This window comes from Chryseolinea serpens, from assembly GCF_900129725.1.
GTDB classification, from domain to species: domain Bacteria; phylum Bacteroidota; class Bacteroidia; order Cytophagales; family Cyclobacteriaceae; genus Chryseolinea; species Chryseolinea serpens.
In genome coordinates, this window is record NZ_FQWQ01000001.1 from 1,389,010 (window position 1) to 1,411,154 (window position 22,145).

A 22,145-nucleotide genomic window follows, 5' to 3' on the forward strand; every position below is an offset into this window, starting at 1 on the left:
TTGGTTGAGGATGCCCCAGCTGAGGATGCCCCAGCTGTTATTTCCAGCTTAGATTTTTTGCCTGGCCGTATTCTTTCAGGGACTTGATCATGGTGGCATCCAGGGAAGCGGTCTTGTCGGCGGCGCTGGTGTGGGTTTCGATGTATTTGCGGCGTTCTTTTTGGAGCGTTTGCAGCTCGGCCTGTATGCGGGCCCGGTCGGCGGCTTTTTGTGCAACGTAGTTCTTGCGTTGCTCGACGGTCATGGAACGCATTTCCTGGGGCAGGTCGTCGGTCTTGGTGTCGGTGATGATCTTGGCGTTATCCTTGGAGGCATCGATCAGATCCCAACTTGAATTGGAATAGACCTTGGAGCTTTTTGAAAGCGTGCGCTCCACTTCATTCGCCTTGCCGTACTGTGCAGCGTTACTGTCCTGCACCCGCTGCTGATCTTTCTTGTATGCGCCGGACGCGCCATAGTATACATAGGTAGCATTTAACGCGTCGTTCTTGGCACTGATCTGGTCATCATAGGGCGTCGCGATGTAGACGGTCTTGCGATTTTGCTCAATGCTCATATAGGCGCCTCCTCCCAGGTCGGCCCCGCGCTTCCAACTGGTCTCAATTCCTTCGTCGAAACTTCCACAGAAAATCGTGTTCACCACCACGTCTTTTTCTTTGGCGTATTGACAGGCCCATTCATAGGACACGCTTCCTTGCGAAAAGGGCTCGTTGCCGGCGATGAAAATCATTTTGAGGTCGTTTTTCTCTCCTGACCATTGCAGTTGTTCGAGGGCGGTACGGATCACGTGTCCGCAATATTCCTGGCCCCCGTTGGTGGTGAGGGCAAACAATTTTTCGGAAAGAACATCGAGGTCGCCCGTGAGCGGACTCACCTGGCGGATGTAGCCGTTGCCGGATGGCAGCCCGTCGTTGCCGTATTCATAGAGCGCGATGGAGATCTCGGGTGAAGCACCGTCGGTGCATTTCGCGGCGGCCAGCTCGTTCACGATCTTCCACAGCTGCGATTTGGCTTGTTCGATGAGGCCGTCCATGCTGTTGCTGGTGTCCAGCAGCAAGGCCAGCTTGATCCTTTGATTTTTTACGGCGACCGTCGTGGCGGCAGGGTTGGCCTCCGAATGGGCCGGTTGGCATTCGGTGTAGAGGCACAGGGCGGCGGTGAAAACGATGCCTTTCAAAAGCATGCCGGCAGCGGTGTTCAGGTGTTTCATGGCTAATGTTTTTTCTAAATCTCACGCGAAAAAAGAGGAAAGGGTATCGAAACTGAGGGAAGGCGACACCCCGCCGGGTGAACCGCCCGACCGGCTTCGTGAAACCTTGATTTAGGTTGGTCTCCTGAAAATTTGCATTTTAAATATTGTATTAACTTTCCCGTTCAAAGCTCACTGCATGCGCCATCGAATCGTTATCGCGTTCTGTTTCCTGGGGATCTTGCTCTGGACGACCGGTTATGGTCAGGCCTCCAAAAAGGACTCCTACTCAAAATTCAAGAGCAATTCCTCGCGCCAGTCGGTGACGGTGTTGTTGAATGAAGCGAGTGGATTGAAGGACAAAGACCCGCAAGGCGCCCTCAGCAAAGTTCAGGAAGCGCTTGGGCTCAGCCTGGCCAACGGCGAGTCGTTCAACGAAGGACGCTGCTACCTGTTGTTGGGTGAGATCAATGAAGGCCTGCAGGAATGGAAGCTGGCCCTGGACAACTACGGGCATGCCCGGGAGAAGTTCCTTAACCCAAAGGGAGGATACTCAGACGAATATGTGCGCGCCGTACAAGGCATGGGCAACACGGCCCTCAAGCTCGGGCAATATTCCGAAGCCTTGCAGTACTTTGAAGAGGCCTTGCAGTTATCAAAGAATGCCAATCAAAAGGCAACCTTGCAGTTGAGCTTGTCGGAAGTGTATTACCAGATGGAGCGCTACCAGGAAGCGTTGGACGCCCTGAAAGAAATCGACCTCTCACCCAAGAAGATCGCCAGCAGTAACAGCTTTTCCAACCAGGCCAACAACCAGGAAGCCAAGATCTATGCACGCCTCAACGACCTGGACAAAAGCAAAGCCCTTTTCGATAACTCCGTGAACACCTTGCGGCAAACCAAAGACGTAAGCCCCGAGGAAGATCAGTCGTTGCAAAAGACCAAAGAAGAGATCGCCGGTGTGTTTCGCTCTCAAAACCGGTATGACGATGAGATCGACCTGCGCAATAAGTCTATTGAATATAACCTGGAATCCAATAACTTTTCTGAAGTTACCAAGGACAAAGTCGAGATCGGGAAAACCCTCGACGCCAAGGGTGAGCCCCGCGCTGCCCTGAGAGCCATCGAAGAGGCCACGCGCATGGCCGACACTCTCCACAATCCCAAGGAGCAGATGTACGCTTATCAAACGCTGGCCAACTTGTATGAAAAGAACGGCATGACATCGAAAGCGTTGGACGCGTATCATAAATTCAGTTTCCATGTCAACCAGGCTGACTCCCTCAATGAATTACAACGCCTCCAACAGGCCCGCATCCTCAACATTCAAAAGGACATCACCGAGCTCTCCAAAAATGTGTCGCTCGGCAAACAGGAAGAAAGCCTGGAGCTGGCCACGGTTGCACGCCAGCGGATCATCATCTATGGACTGCTGGCCTTGTTGCTGGTGATCGGCACCACCTCCTATTTCACCTATAAAAATGCGCAGGCCAGCAAAGTCGCCAACCAGTTGCTGGCCCTGAAGTCGCTGCGCAGCCAGATGAACCCGCATTTTATTTTCAATGCGCTCAACTCCGTCAACCATTTTATTGCCCAGCAGGATGAGCGGGCCGCCAATAAATTTCTTTCCGAGTTCTCGCAACTGATGCGGCTGGTGCTCGAAAATTCACAGGAAGATTTTATCCCCCTGCAACAGGAACAGGATATTCTCTCGCTGTACCTGAAACTCGAGCACTATCGCTTCCGTGACAAATTCGACTACACCATCGACGTCGATGCGTCGCTGAACACCGAGGCGATGGAGGTCCCTCCCATGCTAATCCAGCCTTACATCGAGAATGCCGTCTGGCATGGGTTGAGGTACCGGGAGGAGAAGGGGCACTTGTCGCTCCGGTTCATCAAGGACAACGGCCAGTTGGTGGTAGAGATCAAAGACAATGGCATCGGCCGCAAACGATCGGCCGCCTTGAAGACGGCACAACAGAAAAAACACCGGTCCACCGGCTTGAAAAATATCCGTGAGCGTCTGGACATCCTCAACAAAGTGTACAAGACGCACTACCGCGTTGCCATCGACGACCTGCCGGAAGGGTCGGGCACGGAGGTGCGTGTTTATTTACCTATGAAAAACCATACCGGTAGCCTATGAAAGCCGTGATCGTTGACGACGAAAAAGACAGCCGCCAGATCCTGGCGAACTACCTGGCCAAATATTGTCCCGAAGTCCAGGTCTGTGGGTTTGGCGAGTCCGTATCCACCGGGCTGGAGGCCATCGAAGCTCACCACCCCGACATTGTTTTTCTCGACATCGAAATGCCCTATGGCAACGGATTCGATCTGCTGGACAAGGTTGGACAAGTAGATTTCGAGACGGTGTTTGTCACCGCCTTCGACACTTACGCCATCCAGGCCCTGAACCTGAGCGCTGCCTATTACCTGCTGAAACCCATCGACATCGACGAGCTCATCAAGGCCGTGACCAAAATAAAAGAGGAACGCGCCGCGGAAAACTATAAACACCACGCGCAGGTGTTGCTGGACAATTTGCGTGCACCGTCACCTCAAAAGATCATGTTGCCGACGCTAGAAGGGTTCGAGATCGTGGCGATCAACACGATCTTGTACTGCGAGGCTGTAGATAATTTTACCCGCTTTCATTTCGAGACGGGCACTCCCCTGCTCATTTGCCGCACGTTGAAATATTTTGAAGAGGTGCTGGGGGAACATGGCTTCCTACGCATTCACCGATCGCATCTGATCCACCCACACCATGTGATTCGATACTCGAAGGGCAAGGGAGGGTTTGTGACGATGAAGGATAAGCGGGAGTTGGAGGTGTCGCCGAGTAAGAAGAAGGAGTTGTTGGAGTTGTTTGAGCGATGAGGGATCAGGAGCCAGAAGCCAGGAGCCAGGAGCCAGAATCTTTTTCTCGGCATTCAGTAGCCAGTATTCAGTAGCCAGTATTTAGCAGTCAGTAGTTCAGTGGCTGGCAATCACTATTTTGGGTGTTCGGTGGTTTGGTGTAGATTTATCGGAATAGAATGTTATGGGTATGAGGCAATATTTCTGGGTGTTGGGGTTACTCCTTTCCTGTCAAAATCGGTCGGAGAAAAACGTTGATGTAAATTCTGTTGATAGTGTTGCCGCAGCAATGCAGCCAATAGTTCCGGTGTTCGACACGGTCCAGATCGACACGTTGAGGGCTGAACCCCTGTTGGAGGAATTTTATGTGGACAGTTTGAATGTTGGGAGGAAGTCGTTCAATAAGGTTGAGATTTCAAAATACAGGGCTATTGATAGCATGTATGTGATCATTAAGTTTTATTCAAAACAGCATTCCCGGTGGAAATTAAAAAATGAGTTTCGGTTTGAGAAGGATGGGATTAGGGGTTGCGAGCCGCAGTTTACGGACTTCAATAATGACAAGCTGAACGATATCACGTATGTCGCCAATGTGGCGGCAAGGCCGGGGTCCAACGAAATGAGGCGGCTTTTCATCTATGATGTGCGCGACGACAAACTCGTGTCCATGAAAAATTCTCTGGACTACCCCAATATGCTCTACAACAAAAAACTGAATTGTATCGACGCCCTCCAGGTCTATGGGGGCTGTTCAACCGTCTTCCTAAAAATCAGTGGCGACAGCCTAAGGCCCTTCGCCGAGGTCGAATTACATTTCGGCCTCACTGTCACCACTTATGACAAGAAAGGGAGGGCAAAAATTATATTCCGCGACACCACAAAAAAGGCCGCCTTCATCCGCTACCAAACCTTCAATCCACCCAAGCCCTACCAGGACAACTAAGAACACCCCAACCCATCTCACCCCACCTACTACGCCCCCGAAGCCAAGCGCCCTTAAAAACTACTCCGTCGATGAATTACTGATTACTAAAATACTGATCCCTGATTAGTTGACTACTGGCTACTGAATACTGGCTACTAACTCCTGGCTCCTAAGTTCTCCCCAAAAACAAAAAGCACCACGGCTATGAACCATGGTGCTTCTTTTAGGCTTTGTATGCTCAGCAACTGCCAAGCACGCGTCTGTCCTGTCTGAATTACTTCACGTGTTTGTTCACGACTTTAGCCAATTCGAACATGGAGATTTGATCTTTGCCACCGAAAATGGCTTTCAGCTTCACGTCGCCGTTGATCATTCTTCTGTTCTTCTTGTCTTGAAGGTTGTTCTTCTTGATGTAGTCCCAGATCTTTTTGATGATCTCTGTTCTGGGGATGGCTTTGGTGCCGATCACTTCAGCAAGGGCTGCGCTGGGAGTCAGAGGAACCATGAAGGCTGCGTTGGGTTTTCTTTTGGCGGCTTTCTTAGGAGCTTTCTTGGCTGCTTTTTTAGGAGCGGCCTTCTTTGCTGCCTTCTTGGGAGCTGCTTTCTTTGCCGCCTTTTTAGCGGTCTTCTTCGCAGCTTTCTTAGCTGCTTTTTTCGCTGTTTTTGCCATAGCGTTTTTGAATTTTAGAGTTAATTAATAATTACTTAAAATGTTATGGTTCACACTTTGCTGTGAATATACTATATTTTGAATCACACTTACAATTTTCATCTTTTTCTCATCCTCTTTTACACCCTTCGCGACGTGCATTTTCCCTATGAAAATCACCCCCATCGCCCCACGTGATGAGCCCCTTTTGTCTCTGAAAAAACATGCTGTGTACCCCTTCGCGAAGCGCTCCCCGATGCTCATCTAACCTTAACCTTACCCGTCCCACCAGCTTACATTCTTACTATAGCTAGGGAATCATATAGTAAAGAAAAAGAACACGATACGTTATGAAAAACACCTTGGCACCCTCCTGGATTTCTCCCCCGGGAGCGGCAAAGTTTTTTCATTCTGCTTGTAGTTTCTCCTGCGGAAAGATACTTTTGATATACTAAAGGCTGACGCCAATGAAGGTACTGATCCTCGACGATGAGAAGTTCGATTTGTTCGTAGTAAAAAAATTAGTGCGACTGGAGTTCGAAGCAGAGGGTTTCACCGTTCCCCAGGAGGCGCTGGACTGGGCCCGGGCAAATACATTCGACGTGGTCATCATCGATTACTACCTCACGACTACCGTACTGGCCCACCACGTGCTGCAGCAGTTGCGCACCTTTGTGACCCACCCTTTCAAGGCCTTTGTGCTCACCAACTATGTCGACAACCAGCAGGTGACCGAACTGAAGGCCGCCGGGTTCGACGCCGTTATCCACAAGCCTTTCACCCTGGAATACTTCAAGGTTCAGCTGGGGCTGTAACCCCCCGCGGCCCCCCTTATAGCAACGCAGCCACTTCCGTGAATCCCTTTTCGATGGCCATGTCATAGGGCGTTTGACCCTGGTCGGTCTTTGCTTTCGGGTTGGCGCCATAGCGGAGGAGCAGCCGGGTCATCTCTAGCTCGCCATGATGGGCGGCGGAGTGCAGCGCGGTGTTGTTGCCTTGCTGGGTGGCCTGCACATCGGCATGATGTTCCAGCAAGAGGCGCACGATGTCGGTGGCGCGTGCGGCAGCCGCCGAGTGGAGCGGGGCCACGTGGAAGGCGTTGCGTGAAGCCAGGCTGGGGTCTGCGCCGGCGTCCAGCAGGTACGCTGCCACGGGGGTTCGCGCAAAGAAGCAGGCTAACCCCAACGGTGTGAAGCCATCGGCAGAGAAGGCGTTGAGTTGGTCGCCATGTTCGGTGACGAAGGCTTTGACCTTGTCGAGGCGCCCTGCGGCGCTGGCTTCGAAGATGTCGAGGTTGGCTTTGTGGGCCAGCAGGTAGTCGCTCAGTTCGGTGTTCCCATAGTAAAAACTCAGTGACAAAAGGGATACACCTTGTGGGTCGCGGGTATCGACCAGCGCGGGGTGTTGTTTCAATTCGTCGATGAGATCGGTGGTGCGGCGCGCCTTGAGGAGCGTCAATACTTTTTCTTCCATGGTCATTGGGTGATGTTACGAAGCTTCAGGAATTCCAGGACCTCTCCTGCCTCTCCTTTCTGGGCGTGCATCAGCAACGTGATGCCGTGGGGTCCTTTGCAGAGGTGGGTATCGGGGAAGGCGGCAAAGATGGCTTTCACGATGTCGATCTTGTTCATCATGGCGGCGGTGAAGATGTCCATGCGGGCACCTTTTCCGACCAGGTACTCGGCGATATCCTTGCGGCCCATGTGGGATGCGCCTCCGAGGGCGGTTTCAAAATCGCCGTTGCCCCAATCGTAGGTCGCGTGCAAAACGGCTGGTGTTTCTTCCAGCATCTGTTTGGTGCCCACAAGGTCGCCGTGACCCAGTCTCACAAACTCTTTTACTTTGTCGATGCTGAGCGGGTCGGGTCGTTTGTCCTGGGCCAGGGCCGGATTGCCGGCGAGGGTGAGGATGGGCAGTCCGGTGATAAAATTGCGTCGGGTTATCATAGAAAATTTGGGTTTATGTTGGCGAAGCTAGGGTGATGCGGGTCGGAGAACTTCTTTTAAATCACCTTTTTGTATCTTACTTTAAATTACGCAATCGTGCTGGCATTCGTACATAAAGATCCCCAAAAGAAGGGCGCCCCGGAAGGCTCGCTGTTCGCCAGCACGCGCGAAAGCTCCATCATCATGAACAGCAGCGCCCGCTTCCACGATTGGAAAGGTGTGGGCCCGCTCTCGCTGAAAGTGGCTTTGAAAGGCGAGGCCCTGTATGAAGTGGAGAACCGGCGGCTGACCGTCGATGAGAACCGTCTCCTGATCCTCAACGACGCCCAGGAATATCGCGTGCTGGTGAATAGCCCCTTCAAAGCCGAAACCTTTATTGTCTTCTTCGACGCCTCCCTGGTGGCCGACGTGCTCCAACATTTTCAACGCTCCGATGAACGGCTGCTGGACAATCCAGCGGACTGCGCTCCTTCTCCCTACACCTTCAACCTGAACACCCTCGAATTAGACGAGAGCCTCCGCCAAAACCTGCTGCAGCTCAAACAATCCATCGCGAAAAACGCACCCATGCTTTCGCTGCGCGAGGATCTCTTTTTCCTCTTCCATACCCTGCGCTCAACCGAAGCCCGCGCCTCATCGCGCGCCCTGAGCCTGCCCTTTGCCAAGACGAGCACGAAACAAGAGATCGCGCGCCGTCTGCTCGTGGCCCGCGATTATCTGCATGCCTATAAAGCGGAGGCCATCGGTCTGGAGGAGTTGAGCAGCGCTTCGATGCTTTCCCCCAATCATTTGCTGCGCAACTTTTGTGCTTATTTTGGCTGTACGCCGTTTCAATACCTCACCCGTCTGCGGATGAAAACCGCCGAGCAGCTTTTACAACATTCGACGCTGCCCATCACCGAGATCTGCCAGGCAGCAGGTTTTGAAAGCCTGAGTTCCTTCAGCTGGTCATTCAAAAAAATAACCGGCAGGTCGCCCCGCCGGTTCAGAATGGATCATCTTCAATAAATCTTTATTCTTCTTTCAACACCGTGGCCGGATTGAGCGACGCCGCCCGCAAGGCCAGGTAGCCGACGCAAACCATGGCCAGGATAAGTTCCGCGGCTCCCGCCCAGACGAATAGCCAGGGGCTGATGGACACTCTGTACTGGAAGGTATCCAACCACTGCTGCATCGCCCACCACGACAGTGGGGTGGCAATGATCAACGCCACCACCAGCAGTTTAACATACTGTGTATTCATCATCACATAGATGCTGGTGAGCGAAGCCCCAAAAACTTTGCGAACACCGATCTCCTTCTTGCGCTGCTCGGCCGAGTAGGCCACCAGCCCCACCAACCCGATGATGGCAATGGTAATGGAAAGGACGGTAAAGACGGAGAACAGGGAACCGAGGCGCTGTTCCTCCTGGTAGCGCATTTTCAAGGATTCATCCAGGAAGTTGTATTCAAACGGTGTGGCGTCTGCGATCTGATTCCAGCGCTTTTCAATTTTCGCGATCAACGAGGGCACGTCGGGCGTGTTAAACCGGATGGCTACCGTGCGAATGTCGCCGAACATCTTGGACTTTATGTTGAAGAACATGAACGGATTGATGGTTTCATAGAGCGACCGGAAATGAAAATCCTTTACCACACCAATGATCTCCTGCCGGCCCACATCGTCGCCAACGTAAATGATGTGCTGGCCGATCGCTTGCTCGGGGGTCCAGCCGTATAGCCTGACGGCGGTCTCGTTCAGGATCACAGCGTTTACGTCCGACGGCCGGTTGGGTTCGAAGCCCCGGCCGGCGACCAGTTGATGTTGGGCTGTGGCCATGTAGTACTCGTCTATTTTCATATAGGCGATGGGCAGCTTCAGGTCGTTGCCTTCGCGCATAAAAATGTCCTCAAAGGCTTTGCGGAAATCGGCGGAGGCCGACACTTCCACGACACCGGGATAGGTGGCGAGCTCGTCGCGGAAAGATTGCAATTGGTTCCCCAGTTTTTCGCCGTTGTTCACGATGAGCATGCTCTCCTGGTTGAAGCCCAGGCTCGCCGATTGGAAATACTTCAGTTGATCGAACACGACCATGGTAGCCACCATCAACGCAATGGAAATGGTGAACTGGAAAACTACCAGCACGTTCCGCAGATTGGACGTGCGCAGCCCCGAAATCGTCTTGCCCTTGAGCACCTGTGCCGGACGGAACGATGTGAGATAGAAGGCTGGGTAAAGTCCTGCCAGGAAGCCGACCACCAACGGCAGCAGGATGATGATGGCAAAGAACAATTTATTATCCCACAGCGTGACGGGGATCTCCAGCCCCGTGAGCGGTTGAATGACCAGACGGAGCAACTCCATCACACCCAACCCCAGCAACATGGCAACGAACGTGACCAGGATGTTCTCTACCTGAAATTGGGCAATAAGCGAAGCCCGGTGGAGTCCCAGGGTCTTCTTCACGCCCACTTCTTTTGCCCGGCTGGCGCCACGGGCGGTAGATAGATTTATAAAATTCACGACAGCAATCAAAAGGATGAACGCGGCTACAATGCTGAAGACATACACATACTTAATGTCGCCCACGGGGCCCAGGCGGTTGCCGGTGTCCGTAGAATACAGCCGCATCTCGCGCATGGGTTGCAGATACACCTCCCACGCACCGCGCTCTTTTATAAATTCATCGAAGTCGATCCCGATCCGCTTAAAGGTTGCCGGTGCGTAGCGCATGGGCAAGGTCTTCAGGGTTTTGTTCAGTGTGGCAACGTCGGTGCCGGGTTTGAGTTTTACGTAGGTGACCACCTGGGTAAAGATCCAACTCCACTCCATGTCTTTTATGATCGCTATGGTCGGCATGGACAGGAGATAGTCAAAATGGAAATGCACGTTGGTGGGTTGCTCTTTGGTCACACCGGTAACCTCCACGGTTTCCCGCTTGTCGCCGATCTGAATGAGTTTGCCCAGAGCAGGTTCGTCGCCGAACAGTCTCTTGGCTGCTTTGTCGGAAAGCACCACTTTATTTTTTCCTTCCAGGGCGGTGCGCGGGTCGCCTTCTTTTAATTCAAAAGCAAAAAATGAAAAGAAGGTGGAGTCCGCAGCCAAAACACTTTCTTCGTTGATGGCCACCACGTCGCGATTGGGTTTGGTGTAGCGCACGATCTGTCCGCCGGGTGTGTTGATGCGCAGGACGGACTCGATCGCGGGGTATTCCGTGATCAACGCGTTGGCTACCGCCGGCCCTGTGGACCCCCAAAAGCCTCCCTTGGGATTCCAGATGTTGGTTTGATTGACGCGATACAGGCGATCCACATCGGGATGCATGGTGTCGTACGAAAGTTGGTGGGTCACATACAGGAACAACACCAGGCTGGTGCCCAGCCCCAGGGCGAGCCCGGCGATCTTGATCAGCGCATAGTAGCGTTCGCGAACAATGCTGCGGATGGCGGTCTTAAAATAATTCTGGAACATATGATGATGAGGTTAAGGCGTTTGAGATGAAATTTTTATTCTGTGCGCAAGGTTTCAGCCGGGTTGGTCACCGCTGCCCGCAGCGAGCGATAACTTACCGTCAGCAGGGCGATCGCCAGCGTGGCGCCCACCGCGATGAGAAATGCCGTCCAGCGGATGTCGATGCGGTAGGCAAAGTTCTCCAGCCACCGGTGCATGGCATACCAGGCCAGCGGTGCCGCCATCACGAAGGCGATCACGATGAGTTTGATGAATTCCTTCGAGAACAGCATCATGATGCTGGTCACCGATGCGCCCATCACTTTGCGGATGCCGACCTCTTTCAGTTTCTGGTTGGCCATGAACGAGATGAGTCCGTACAGGCCCAGGCAACCGATAAAGATAGAGATGCCGGCGAAGATCTTGAAGAGGGTGAACGTTCTTTCGTCCTGCCGGTAGAGGGCAGCCAGTTCCTGGTCGAGGAATTCGTATTCGAAGAAGTAGTCGGGAAAAACTTCGTTCCAATTCTTTTCGATAAACTTGATGGTCTCCGAAAAATGTTCGGGCGCCACCTTCATGCCCGCCGTGAAATAAAATTCAGGCATGCTCATGAGCAATACGGGTTTGATCTTGTCGTGCAGCGACGTCACATGAAAGTCCTCCACCACACCGATCACTTCCGCGCTCGTGCGCCGTACACCGGTGGTGATGAATTTTCCGATGATGTCTTTCGGATCGTGAAAACCCAAGGTCCGAACCGCGGCCTCGTTGACGATGTATTTGAATTCCGCTTCGCCTTCCGGCAAACTAAAGTCAGCACGTTTCTCTTCGGCTTCCGTGAACCAGCGTCCGGCCACCAGCTTGAGGCCATAGGTGTCGCGGTAGTGTATATCGACAGGCTTTAGGCCTACGTCGTAGCGTTCGCCCGTGCCTTTCTCCGTCAGGTAGAATCCCGTGTTGAAATTATTGTTGGAGGTCGGTGCGCCCAGGGAATAGGATAGATATTGAATGTTGGGGTTGGCCTCCAGGCGTGCCCGCAAGGCCAGCTTGTTCTGCGCGGTGATCTCCGGGATGGGAATGGTGATGATCGCCTCCTTGTTGAAGCCCAGTGGCTTGCTGTTAAAATATTCCATCTGGTCGGCCACGATGAGTGTGCCGATGATGAGCACCTGCGCGATCATGAACTGGAACACCACCAGCACCTTCCGCACGGTGGCGCCGGAACTGCCCTGGGCCGAGATCTTATTTTTCAGAACGGCCGCCGGATTGAACCCCGACAGGATCACCGCCGGATAAAATCCTGAGAACAGCGTGGCCGTCACCATTAACCCCAGCAAGAACAACACCAGCATGGGGTTCGAAAGAATGTTCAGCTCCAACGACTTGGTGAGAAACCGGTTGATCCACGGCAACAGCCACTCCGTTGCACAAAGAGAGATGAGCACGGCACACAAGGTGATCAGGAACGTCTCACCCAAAAAATACAAGGTGAGCTGACCGCGCTTGGCACCGAGCGTTTTGCGAATGCCGATCTCCTTGGATTTTTTTATCGCCAGCGCCGTGGCCAGGTTGATGAAGTTGATGCAGGCAATGGCCAAGATGAACAATCCCAGGATGCCCAGCACCACCAGGTCCGTATATTCGGCATTGGAGAACGTCCCGGGGTTTTTGGTATATTTTTTACTAAAGTGAATGTCTTGCAAGGCCTGGAGCGAATACGTCTGTTTGATCGATTGGTCCTCCCCCGCCATATATTTTTTCACAAATGCAGCGAAGCGAGGGGTCAGCGAAGCGGGGTCGATCGTTGATGGCAGAACGATATAGGTAAAACCCGAAGCCGTCATTCCCCACTCATCCAGTGGCAGGCCGCCCAGAAAATCCTCCGTGAGGGAAGGCATGGAAACGACCATGGTAAATTGAATGTGTGACGTGGCGGGAGGATCGGCCACAATGCCGGCTACGTCCAGTTGCACTTTGTTGCCGATCTTGATGGTGGTCACGCCTTCCTGCTTCAACAGCTTCTTGGCCAGCGACTCGGTGAGAAACACTTTTCCGGGCTGACCTAATTCAGCTTTGGGATTTCCGGAGATCACCTTGAAACTAAACACCTCGAAAAACAAGGAGTCGGCAAAAAGGATATTCTCCACGATCTGCTTGTCATCGCCCACCCGCACGAGGACCTCGTCCTGGTAGTGCATTTGGGTGACCAGCGGTATCTCCGGGAAATCATTGCGGAAAGCTTGCGCCAGTGGGTAAGGCGTAGCGGCTTCCGACTGGATGCCTGATGCGCTTTCTGCATCCTGGACAATCCGGTAAAGGCTGTTGTAGTGCGCCTGAAATTTATCGAAACTCAGATCATAGGTGATCATCAAAAAGATCACGATGCACGAGGTGAGGCCGATGCTCAACCCCAGCACGTTGATGAGGGTGTAGTTCTTGTTCCGGAGGAAATTTCGAAGGGCGATGATCAGATAGTTTTTTATCATAATGCGTCACCCATTACTAAAGTTGTGCCATTGTTGCAATACATTAATAATCAAACATTTACATAAACACTATCCGATTTCAAGCCGACAACCTGTATCAAAAACGATACAAAGAAACGTTTGAATATGATACAATTCCAGTAGCTTTATAAACAAAAAACAACGGAATAGATGGTTTGGGCTGGCGATTACACGCAGGGCCGGCCATCCTAAACCCGACTTTTATTGACCTGATGAACGCTGCAAAGATATTGATCGTAGACGATGACCGCGACGTGCTGGAAACCGCCCGCATGTTTTTGAAACAGGAATTTTCGCTGGTGCAGATCGAAGAAGACCCCGCAAAAATTCCTTCCCTCATGAAAAACCAGGACTTCGACGTGATCCTGCTCGACATGAATTTCAAAAAAGGGGTGAACGACGGAGAAGAAGGATTTCACTGGCTTGACCAGATCCTGAAAGCCGATCCGCAAGCCGTGGTCATTCTCATCACCGCCTATGGCGAAGTGGACCTGGCGGTGAAAGCCATGAAAAATGGCGCCGTGGATTTTGTGTTGAAGCCGTGGAAGAATCAAAAACTCCTGGGCACGCTCCTCTCGGCGCTGCAACTCCGGCAGTCGCGCAAGGAAGTGGAGAAACTGAAATCGGCGCAAGAGAAATTGAGCGACGATATAGATCATGCCTATGTGGATTTCATTGGCGACTCCCCCGCCATTGGGCGTGTGCGCGAGATGATCGACCGCGTGGCCGGCACTGACGCTGATGTGTTGATATTGGGCGAAAACGGCACGGGAAAAGAATTGGTGGCCCGCGCCATTCATCGGCGGTCGGCTCGCAGAGACCAGGTGTTTATCAGCGTGGACCTCGGCGCCATTACAGAGACGCTATTCGAAAGTGAATTGTTCGGCTATGTCAAGGGTGCCTTCACCGATGCCAAGCAGGACAAGCCCGGTCGTTTTGAGATCGCCTCCGGCGGCACTATTTTTTTGGACGAGATCGGCAATCTGTCCCTGCCCCTGCAGGCCAAGCTGCTCACGGTGCTCCAGCACCGCAAAGTACAACGTGTGGGCTCCGGGAAGGAAACCCCGGTGGATTTCCGGTTGCTTTGCGCCACCAACATGCCCTTGCACGAAATGGTGTATGAAAAGAAATTCCGCCAGGACCTCCTCTACCGCATCAACACCGTCGAAGTGCGCGTGCCTCCGCTCCGCGAACGGTCGGAAGACATACCCTCGCTACTGGACCATTTTCTGCAGCGCTATGGACAAAAGTACAAGCGCCCCGACATCAAAGTGGACAAGGCCGTACTCGCCAAATTGAAAAAGTATCATTGGCCGGGCAACATCCGCGAGCTGCAACACGCTGTGGAGCGCGCCGTGATCCTGAACGAAGAGAAAGTGATCCACTCGGCCGAGTTGCTCATTAACAACGCCGGCTATTCGCCCAAAAAAGATCACCTGCCCCTGACGTTGGATGAAATGGAAAAACAATTCATCCAGCAATCGCTGCAGGACCACGACGGCCATGTGAGCAACACCGCGAAAACGCTGGGCATGACGCGCACTGCCTTATACCGCAGGATGAAAAAACACGGCATCCAATGATCTATAAGCGCTTTACGTTCCTCATCATTCTTCGCATCGCACTGCTGATGGGCAACGTGCTTTTGTTGTCCTGGATCTTTGGCGATTCGCGGTTGTTCTTCAACCAGATCATCCTGTTCCTGTTGCTGGTGGGGCAAGTCGCGGAGCTGATCCGCTATGTGAATCATACCAACCGTGAGTTGTCGCGTTTCTTCCTGGCCATCAAGCACGCCGATTTCTCGGTCACCTTCAAGCAGGGTCCGCTGGGGGGGTCGTTCCGGGAACTGCAGCAGAGCATGGCGGAGATCGTCGATGCCTACAAACAGGTGAAGATCGAGAAAGAAGCGCAGTATCACTTCCTGCAATTGCTGGTGGCCCAGCTGAAGGTGGGCATCATCTCGCTGGAGCACGACGAGGTGACGCTCGTCAATCCCACGGCAGAACGCCTGCTGGGGTTGAGCGGACTCAAGCATTGGAAGGCCATCGGCATGCTTCACCCCAAACTGATCAACGACATAGAATCCCTGGGCGACGCGGGAAGGAAACTGGTGGAGGTGCGCACGGCGGCAGAGAACAAATTGCTGGCCGTGGATGTGAGCACGCTGGTGATCCTCAACACGCCGATGAAACTCATCACGCTACAGGATATCAATTCAGAGATCGAACAGAAGGAGATCGAGGCGTGGCACAAGCTGATCCGCATCCTTACCCACGAGATCATGAACTCCGTCACCCCCATCGCCTCGCTCACCGAAACCATGCAAAGCCTGCTGACGGACAGGAACGGCCAGCCAAAACCCGCCGACCACATCACCCCGGAAACGCTGGACGACATCCTGTTCTCGCTCGCCACCATTCACAAACGCAGCGATGGGTTGCTCGACTTTGTGGAAAACTACCGCCAGCTCACGCGCGTACCCAAACCGGTGATGGCCACCGTGAGTGTTAGTGAATTTCTGCAAACCATCGAAAAACTGATGAAGCCCAATCTTGTCCGCCAGGACATCGGGCTTAGCCTTTCCGTTGTGCCTGAAACGCTGCAAGCTTCGTTCGACGCCACCTTGCTGGAACAGGTGTTTATCAACCTGGTGACCAACAGTACGCACGCGCTGGAGAACCGTCCGTCCAAACGCATCGACCTGCGTGCCTTCCGCGTCGACAACCACCTGCGGCTGGAAGTGGCCGACAACGGCAAGGGCATTCCCGAAAAGGAACTGCAGGAGATCTTTGTGCCCTTTTTCTCCACCAAAAAAGAAGGCAGCGGTATCGGTCTGAGCCTCTCCAAACAGATCGTGAGCCTGCACGGCGGCACCCTGAAAGTGGCCTCCACGCCCGGGGAAGGAACAACGTTCTACATCCTGCTTCCTATGAAGCTTTGACCAAATGTTGCGGCGCTCCGCTGGAAACACAGGGCAAACGCATCACCCGCATTTTCTCCTCCAGGTTCGCGATTTTTTCCTGTGGTATAAAATCTTCGTACTCTGCTTGTTAAACGTTTACCCAAGTGATAACTTGGTCATGTATTATCTCCGTCATGCCTTAAGAGAGCCCTAAGTTCATGACTTACCGGAACATTTCTTCCCAACCCTCTTGCCTGCGTTGCCGCTGACGGGACCATCAGCAAGTGAACAAAACGAATACGCCTATGGACCGGAGAACTTGGCTTCAACATCTTTCTGCTTTAGGTTTGCTGTCGCTATCGTCGGGATGGAAACTTATGGATGATGAGACGCTCTTAAAGCGCCCTATCCTCAGCGCTTCCGAATGGCTGCCGGCCGTGGGGCTGGGCACCTGGCAAACGTTTGATGTGGGCAGCAATGCCGCAGAGCGCGACCCGCTCAAAGCCGTACTAAAAACGCTGGTGGAGAAGGGTGGCAGCGTGGTGGACAGTTCACCGATGTACGGGGAGTCGGAAAAAGTGGTGGGCGACCTCTGTGAGGAACTCAGCATCAACAGCAAACTTTTCATTGCCACCAAAGTGTGGACCACCGGCGAACAGGAGGGCATTGCCCAGATGAACCGGTCGTTCGCCCTGCTGCAGCGCAAAACCATCGACCTGATGCAGATCCACAACCTGGTGGACTGGCAAACGCATTTGAGGACGTTGCGGGGCTGGAAAGAACAGGGTAAGGTGCGTTACATTGGCATCACGCACTATACCGAGAGCGCCTACAATGCCATGGAGCAGATCATGCTGCGCGAGCCGTTGGATTTTATCCAGATCAACTATTCGCTGCTGAGCCTGAAGGCACAGGAACGCCTGTTTCCGTTGGCACAGGAAAAAAAGATCAGTGTGCTCGTGAATCAGCCCTTCGAAGAGGGCGCGTTGTTTCACCGGGTGAAAGGAAAGGTGCCGCCGGAGTGGGCCGAAGAGTTCAATTGCCACAGCTGGGGCCAGTTCTTTTTAAAATTCATCCTCTCCCATCCTGCCGTAACCTGCGTGATCCCCGGCACCTCCAAACCCCAGCACATGCTGGACAACCTGAGCGCTGGTTTAGGTCGGTTGCCTTCCGAAAAACAGCGGGAAGAAATGGTGAAATTTATCAACACCTGAAATTTACTCTCCGATTTGCGGGATTTGATCTGCAAATATTTACCACGCAGCTTCTTTCGCCAGCCGTTCCTTGTTCTTTAGGCTTAAATATCTAATTTTAGAACACCTGTACTAACCTTTCTCTATGCTGAGATTTTTACCCGGATTGCTGTTCATATTGCTGTCTTCTTTCACCTTCGCCCAGGGCGTGTTGGTGAAAGGACGGGTCGCGTCTGCCACCGAGCCGAACGGCTTGCCGGGGGTGAACGTGGTGGTGAAAGGTACGTCGGTGGGCACCATCACCGATATCAATGGCGAGTATTCTCTCGAGGCACCGCTCGGTTCCGTTCTCGCTTTCTCGTTTGTAGGATATGTTACACAGGAATTCACCTTCAATGGCCAAACGGCCGTCAACATCACACTGGCAGAAGAATCTACGGAATTGACCGAAGTGATCGTCACGGGATATTCGTCCGTACAGAAAAGAGATATTACGGGGGTGGTCTCGTCCATTAAAGGCGACGCGGTGAGAGACCAGTCCATCAACGGCATTGACCAGGCCCTGCAGGGACAGGCGCCGGGGGTGCAAGTGGTGCAATCTTCCGGCACGCCGGGGGGTGGCGTCGCGGTGCGCATCCGCGGCAGCACGTCCATCAATGCCTCCAACCGCCCGCTTTACATTATCGATGGCGTGCCCATTCAGGTGGGAGCCTTGTCGCAACGGGATTTCGGCGGCCAGGACGACAACGCTTTGGCCCTGATCAATCCCGGGGATGTTGAATCCTACCAAATCTTAAGCGACGCCTCCGCCAAAGCCATGTACGGCTCACGCGCCGCCAATGGCGTGGTCATCATCACGACCAAACGCGGAAAGCAGAAGAAAGCGGCCATCACGTTCGACGTGCAACGCGGTATGGTCGATATCGTCAAAAAGCTGGATCTGCTCAACTCCACGCAACTGCTCGAACTGCAACGGGAGGCTGTGCGCAACGCAGGCAAAAATCCAGACGGCCTCGGGCTTATTCCCGGGGTGACCGATGCCGTGAACACCAACTGGCAGGATGCCGTGCTCCGGACTGGCATCATGCAGCAATACCAGATGTCGGCTTCCGGCGGCGACGATGTCACGACCTATTATATCAGCGGCAGCTATCGCGATGAAGAGGGTGTGCAATTGAACAACCGCTTCCAACGTCTGGCCGGCGTGTTGAACCTGGACCGCAAGCTTTCCAGCAAACTCTCGATAGGCACCAATCTAAACCTCTCGCATACGGTCAACAAACGCATCAAGGGCGATAACTTTTTGGATGGCGTATACTCCGGCGCCGTAAAAAGCCTCCCCTACTACACACCCTACGACGAGAATGGCAGGATCGTGGGACCGAGTTCCTCGCTGTACCCGGGCTTCCCTAATTTCAACCCTGTAGGACAGGCCCTCTTGCCCCGGTTCGATGCGCTGACCACCAAATTGCTTGGCAACGTCAACGCGCGCTACCAGATCTCCAACGAACTTTTCCTGCGGGCACAAGCGGGTATCGACTACAACGAGGTGCTCGAAGATCAATATGAGTCCACGCAAACCGCCATCGGCGGCGTGCTGGAAAGCGTTGGGGGCAAAGGCTATGGGGTCTATAGCACCACCAACCTGGGATCGTTCATTGTGAACGCCACCTTGAACTACAATAAAGCGATCGGCGACAAACATCACTTCTCGGGTCTGCTGGGCACCGAGATGATCCGGCAAACATCGCGCACCAGCAGCGTGCAGGGAAGAATTTTTCCCAGCGACGATTTCACCTACATCGGGTCGGCGGGCATCGTTGACCAGGGCTCATCCTTTAAAGCTCAAAACGGACTTTTCTCCGTGTTCGGGGAAGTGAAATACGACTATCTCGACCGGTATCTCCTCACGGCAGGGATGCGCGCCGATGGTTCGTCACGATTCGGTCCCGGTAACCGTTTTGGATATTTCCCCTCCGTGTCGGCCGGGTGGAGAATTTCTGAGGAAGGATTCTTTAAAGAATCTTCGGTCAGTAATGTGATCAACGACCTGAAGCTCCGGTCCAGCTTTGGTTTTACCGGAAACGAAAGAATTGGAAACTTCCAATTCCTCGGAACGTGGGCTGCCTCTACCTACAATGGAAGTGCCGGGGTGTCGCCTCAAAAGGTGGGCAATCCGGATTTGAAATGGGAAGCCACACGCGAGGTGAACGTGGGATTTGACCTGGCCATGCTGGAGAACCGCATCCAGGTAACGGCCAACGCTTACTACAATAAAACAACGGACATGCTGTACAACCGGCCCTATCCTACCACAACGGGCTTCGCGGGCCAGACCGACAATATCGCGGAGATGCGAAATAAAGGTCTTGAGCTGGGCATCACATCCGTGAACATCGACAAGCGGCTGAAGTGGACCACGACGGTGAACCTCTCCAAGAACATGAACAAGATCCTCTTCCTGGCCGATTCAATCCCGGTGTATACCGGCTACCAGGCCAACGGGGTCGATGGCACGAACGTCTTGCAGGTAGGTCAACCGATCGGCACATTCACCGGTCTGCGCTTCCTGGGCGTAGATCCTGGCACGGGCGACGCCATCTATGACGACGTGAACAAAGACGGCAAGATCACGAACGCCGATGCCGTGGTGATTGGCAACGCCCAGCCTAAGCTCATCGGCGGCATCACCAACAAGCTCAGCTACGGACGGTTCGACTTGTCTGTTTTCTTCCAGTTTTCGCTGGGAAACAAGATCCTGAACTTCTCGAAAGAAACGTTTGTCAACGCCGGGCAAGACATCCAAAACAACCAGTCCGTGGCCGCGCTTCGCCGCTGGCAGAAGCCGGGCGACATCACGGATGTGCCCCGCTATGAACTGGGCAACACGTTCAACAACCTGCACAGCAGCCGCTTCCTGGAAGATGGCTCCTACCTGCGTCTCAAGAACGTGAGCATCGGCTACAACCTGCCCTCGCGTGTTACGGACCGCCTGAAAATGGAACGGGTCCGGATCTTTGCCGCAGCCACCAACCTGTGGACGTATACCAAGTACACCGGTGCTGACCCGGAAGTGAGCACACTCGACGGTTCCACCACCGCACAAGGCATCGACTTCTTTACGTTGCCCCAGGTACGCACCCTTTCCGTTGGACTTAACGCCACATTAAAATGAAAAAATCATCCGCCATATTTTTCACCACCCTCAGCCTGGCCCTTTTCGTCAGCGGATGCAAAGACACGCTCGAGCCCAAGCCGATTGACATCCTCACCGACGACGTGGTGCTGAACGAACCCGCCGACGTACCCAATGTGGAGATCGGTTTGTATAGCGCATTCCGGACGGTCGCGCCCGCTACGGTGATTGCCGGCGATGCCACGGCCGACCTGCTGATCAACAACGGGACGTTTACGCAGTACCAGGAACTGGGCACCAAACAGATCACCTCTGCCAATGCATCGGTGTCCACGTTGTGGTCGGCATTGTATGAGACCATCTATGTGGCCAACTTCATCCTGGAACGATTGCCTAACGTAGATGGCGTTCCCACCGCCCTGCGCAACCAGGTGATGGGCGAAGCACATTTCGTCAGGGGCTATTGCTATTTCATTCTGGCCTATTCGTTTGGTGCTGTGCCGCTGGTCACCACGACATCGATCGAGACCAACCGGAATATTGGCCGCACCGACCGAGAGGAGATCCTTGATTTTGCGTTGGCCGACTACACCGCCGCGTTGGGTCAGATGCCGGCCAAGCCTACCAGCACAGCATTTGCGGGCGAGTATGCCTTGCAATCGGCGCTGGCGCGTTTTCACCTCTACCGCGAAAACTGGGCCGATGCAGAAACGTATGCCACCAACGTGATCAACTCAAAACAGTATTCACTCGACACGCTTTTTTCCTATGTGGTCACCAAAGATTTTCCGGCCGAGTCGATCCTGGAAGGTGCTTACACGCTTACGGATGATCCGGGTACTGATGGTAACATCGGGTTGAACAACATTTTTGTGAGCCGCCGCGAGCTTATCCCGTCCAACCCCGCCGTGGTGGCGCTGGCTTCGGATGAGTCGGGCGACCGGTTTAGCAGCATCAGGTTTAGCGCCGATAACCTGAAGGGCAACGACAACGGCTGGTCGGTAGCCAAATTCGGCACAGCCGACCAGGACAACAACAACGTGATGTTTTTCCGCCTGGGCGAGATCTACCTGATCCGCGCCGAGGCCCGTGCGCAACAGAACAATGTGACCGGTGACAATTCGGCGCAAACCGATATTAATGTATTGCGCAAACGCGCCAAAGCGCCTACGATCTCGGCGGTGACCAAAACACAGATGATGCAGATCATCGAGAACGAGCGGCTGTATGAATTAGCGTTTGAGGGCCACCGTTGGTTTGACCTGGTGCGAACGGGGCGGGCCAGTGCGGTGATGTCTGCTTTCTCGACCAACTGGCAGGATAAATATGAAGTGTGGCCTGTGCCGCAGCGTGAAATTCAAAATAACCCGGCGTTGGTCGGCAATCAAAACCCTGGCTACTAATCT

At 53.5% G+C, this 22,145-nt stretch carries 16 protein-coding genes; 10 read left to right on the top strand and 6 right to left on the bottom strand.

Going from position 1 to position 22,145, the window contains the following annotated elements:
* Window positions 1-37: 37 nt before the first annotated feature.
* Window positions 38-1,210, bottom strand: coding sequence for a vWA domain-containing protein (locus tag BUB30_RS05445; RefSeq protein WP_073131776.1), 1,173 nt, complete (start codon window positions 1,208-1,210; stop codon window positions 38-40).
* A 178-nt stretch (window positions 1,211-1,388) separates the two neighbouring features.
* Between BUB30_RS05445 and BUB30_RS05450 the strand changes: the two genes are divergently transcribed.
* From BUB30_RS05450 to BUB30_RS05460, 3 genes are all read left to right on the top strand, one after another.
* Window positions 1,389-3,338 (top strand): histidine kinase, encoded by a 1,950-nt coding sequence (locus tag BUB30_RS05450; RefSeq protein ID WP_073131778.1) that lies wholly within the window; start codon window positions 1,389-1,391, stop codon window positions 3,336-3,338.
* Window positions 3,335-4,072, top strand: a complete 738-nt coding sequence (locus tag BUB30_RS05455) for a LytR/AlgR family response regulator transcription factor (protein WP_073131779.1) — start codon at window positions 3,335-3,337, stop codon at window positions 4,070-4,072. The genes BUB30_RS05450 and BUB30_RS05455 overlap by 4 nt, the downstream gene beginning before the upstream one ends.
* A 268-nt stretch (window positions 4,073-4,340) precedes the next feature.
* Window positions 4,341-4,994, top strand: coding sequence for a hypothetical protein (locus BUB30_RS05460; RefSeq protein ID WP_143164774.1), 654 nt, complete (start codon window positions 4,341-4,343; stop codon window positions 4,992-4,994).
* A 256-nt stretch (window positions 4,995-5,250) separates the two neighbouring features.
* Here the strand turns inward: BUB30_RS05460 and BUB30_RS05465 are convergent, their stop codons facing one another.
* The gene (locus tag BUB30_RS05465; protein ID WP_073131783.1) at window positions 5,251-5,646 is read right to left on the bottom strand and encodes an SWIB/MDM2 domain-containing protein; all 396 of its coding nucleotides are present in this window, start codon (window positions 5,644-5,646) and stop codon (window positions 5,251-5,253) included.
* Between the two features lie 446 nt (window positions 5,647-6,092).
* Here BUB30_RS05465 and BUB30_RS05470 point away from each other — a divergent pair, with 446 nt between their 5' ends.
* On the top strand, window positions 6,093-6,440 hold the full coding sequence (locus tag BUB30_RS05470) for a response regulator (protein WP_073131784.1): 348 nt from the start codon (window positions 6,093-6,095) through the stop codon (window positions 6,438-6,440).
* A gap of 16 nt (window positions 6,441-6,456) precedes the next feature.
* Here the strand turns inward: BUB30_RS05470 and BUB30_RS05475 are convergent, their stop codons facing one another.
* Window positions 6,457-7,098 carry an ankyrin repeat domain-containing protein gene (locus tag BUB30_RS05475; RefSeq protein WP_221408663.1) on the bottom strand — a complete coding sequence of 214 codons (642 nt, stop codon included), beginning with the start codon at window positions 7,096-7,098 and terminating at the stop codon, window positions 6,457-6,459.
* Between the two features lie 2 nt (window positions 7,099-7,100).
* On the bottom strand, window positions 7,101-7,571 hold the full coding sequence (locus BUB30_RS05480) for a hypothetical protein (protein WP_221408664.1): 471 nt from the start codon (window positions 7,569-7,571) through the stop codon (window positions 7,101-7,103).
* 96 nt (window positions 7,572-7,667) lie between these two features.
* Between BUB30_RS05480 and BUB30_RS05485 the strand changes: the two genes are divergently transcribed.
* Window positions 7,668-8,579 carry a helix-turn-helix domain-containing protein gene (locus BUB30_RS05485; RefSeq protein ID WP_073131787.1) on the top strand — a complete coding sequence of 304 codons (912 nt, stop codon included), beginning with the start codon at window positions 7,668-7,670 and terminating at the stop codon, window positions 8,577-8,579.
* A 4-nt stretch (window positions 8,580-8,583) separates the two neighbouring features.
* Here the strand turns inward: BUB30_RS05485 and BUB30_RS05490 are convergent, their stop codons facing one another.
* Window positions 8,584-11,022 (bottom strand): ABC transporter permease, encoded by a 2,439-nt coding sequence (locus BUB30_RS05490; protein ID WP_073131788.1) that lies wholly within the window; start codon window positions 11,020-11,022, stop codon window positions 8,584-8,586.
* 35 nt (window positions 11,023-11,057) lie between these two features.
* Window positions 11,058-13,487: an ABC transporter permease gene (locus BUB30_RS05495; RefSeq protein WP_073131789.1), complete on the bottom strand. Its 2,430-nt coding sequence runs from the start codon at window positions 13,485-13,487 to the stop codon at window positions 11,058-11,060.
* Between the two features lie 233 nt (window positions 13,488-13,720).
* Between BUB30_RS05495 and BUB30_RS05500 the strand changes: the two genes are divergently transcribed.
* The 5 genes from BUB30_RS05500 (at window position 13,721) to BUB30_RS05520 (ending at window position 22,142) form a co-directional block, all read left to right on the top strand.
* Window positions 13,721-15,091: a sigma-54-dependent transcriptional regulator gene (locus BUB30_RS05500; RefSeq protein ID WP_073131791.1), complete on the top strand. Its 1,371-nt coding sequence runs from the start codon at window positions 13,721-13,723 to the stop codon at window positions 15,089-15,091.
* Window positions 15,088-16,449, top strand: a complete 1,362-nt coding sequence (locus BUB30_RS05505; protein WP_073131793.1) for a sensor histidine kinase — start codon at window positions 15,088-15,090, stop codon at window positions 16,447-16,449. The genes BUB30_RS05500 and BUB30_RS05505 overlap by 4 nt, the downstream gene beginning before the upstream one ends.
* 266 nt (window positions 16,450-16,715) lie before the next feature.
* Complete coding sequence (locus BUB30_RS05510; protein ID WP_073134821.1) at window positions 16,716-17,624, top strand: aldo/keto reductase; 909 nt, start codon at window positions 16,716-16,718, stop codon at window positions 17,622-17,624.
* A gap of 124 nt (window positions 17,625-17,748) precedes the next feature.
* The gene (locus tag BUB30_RS05515) at window positions 17,749-20,778 is read left to right on the top strand and encodes a SusC/RagA family TonB-linked outer membrane protein (protein ID WP_073131794.1); all 3,030 of its coding nucleotides are present in this window, start codon (window positions 17,749-17,751) and stop codon (window positions 20,776-20,778) included.
* Window positions 20,775-22,142, top strand: coding sequence for a RagB/SusD family nutrient uptake outer membrane protein (locus BUB30_RS05520; protein ID WP_073131796.1), 1,368 nt, complete (start codon window positions 20,775-20,777; stop codon window positions 22,140-22,142). The genes BUB30_RS05515 and BUB30_RS05520 overlap by 4 nt, the downstream gene beginning before the upstream one ends.
* Window positions 22,143-22,145 lie beyond the last annotated feature (3 nt).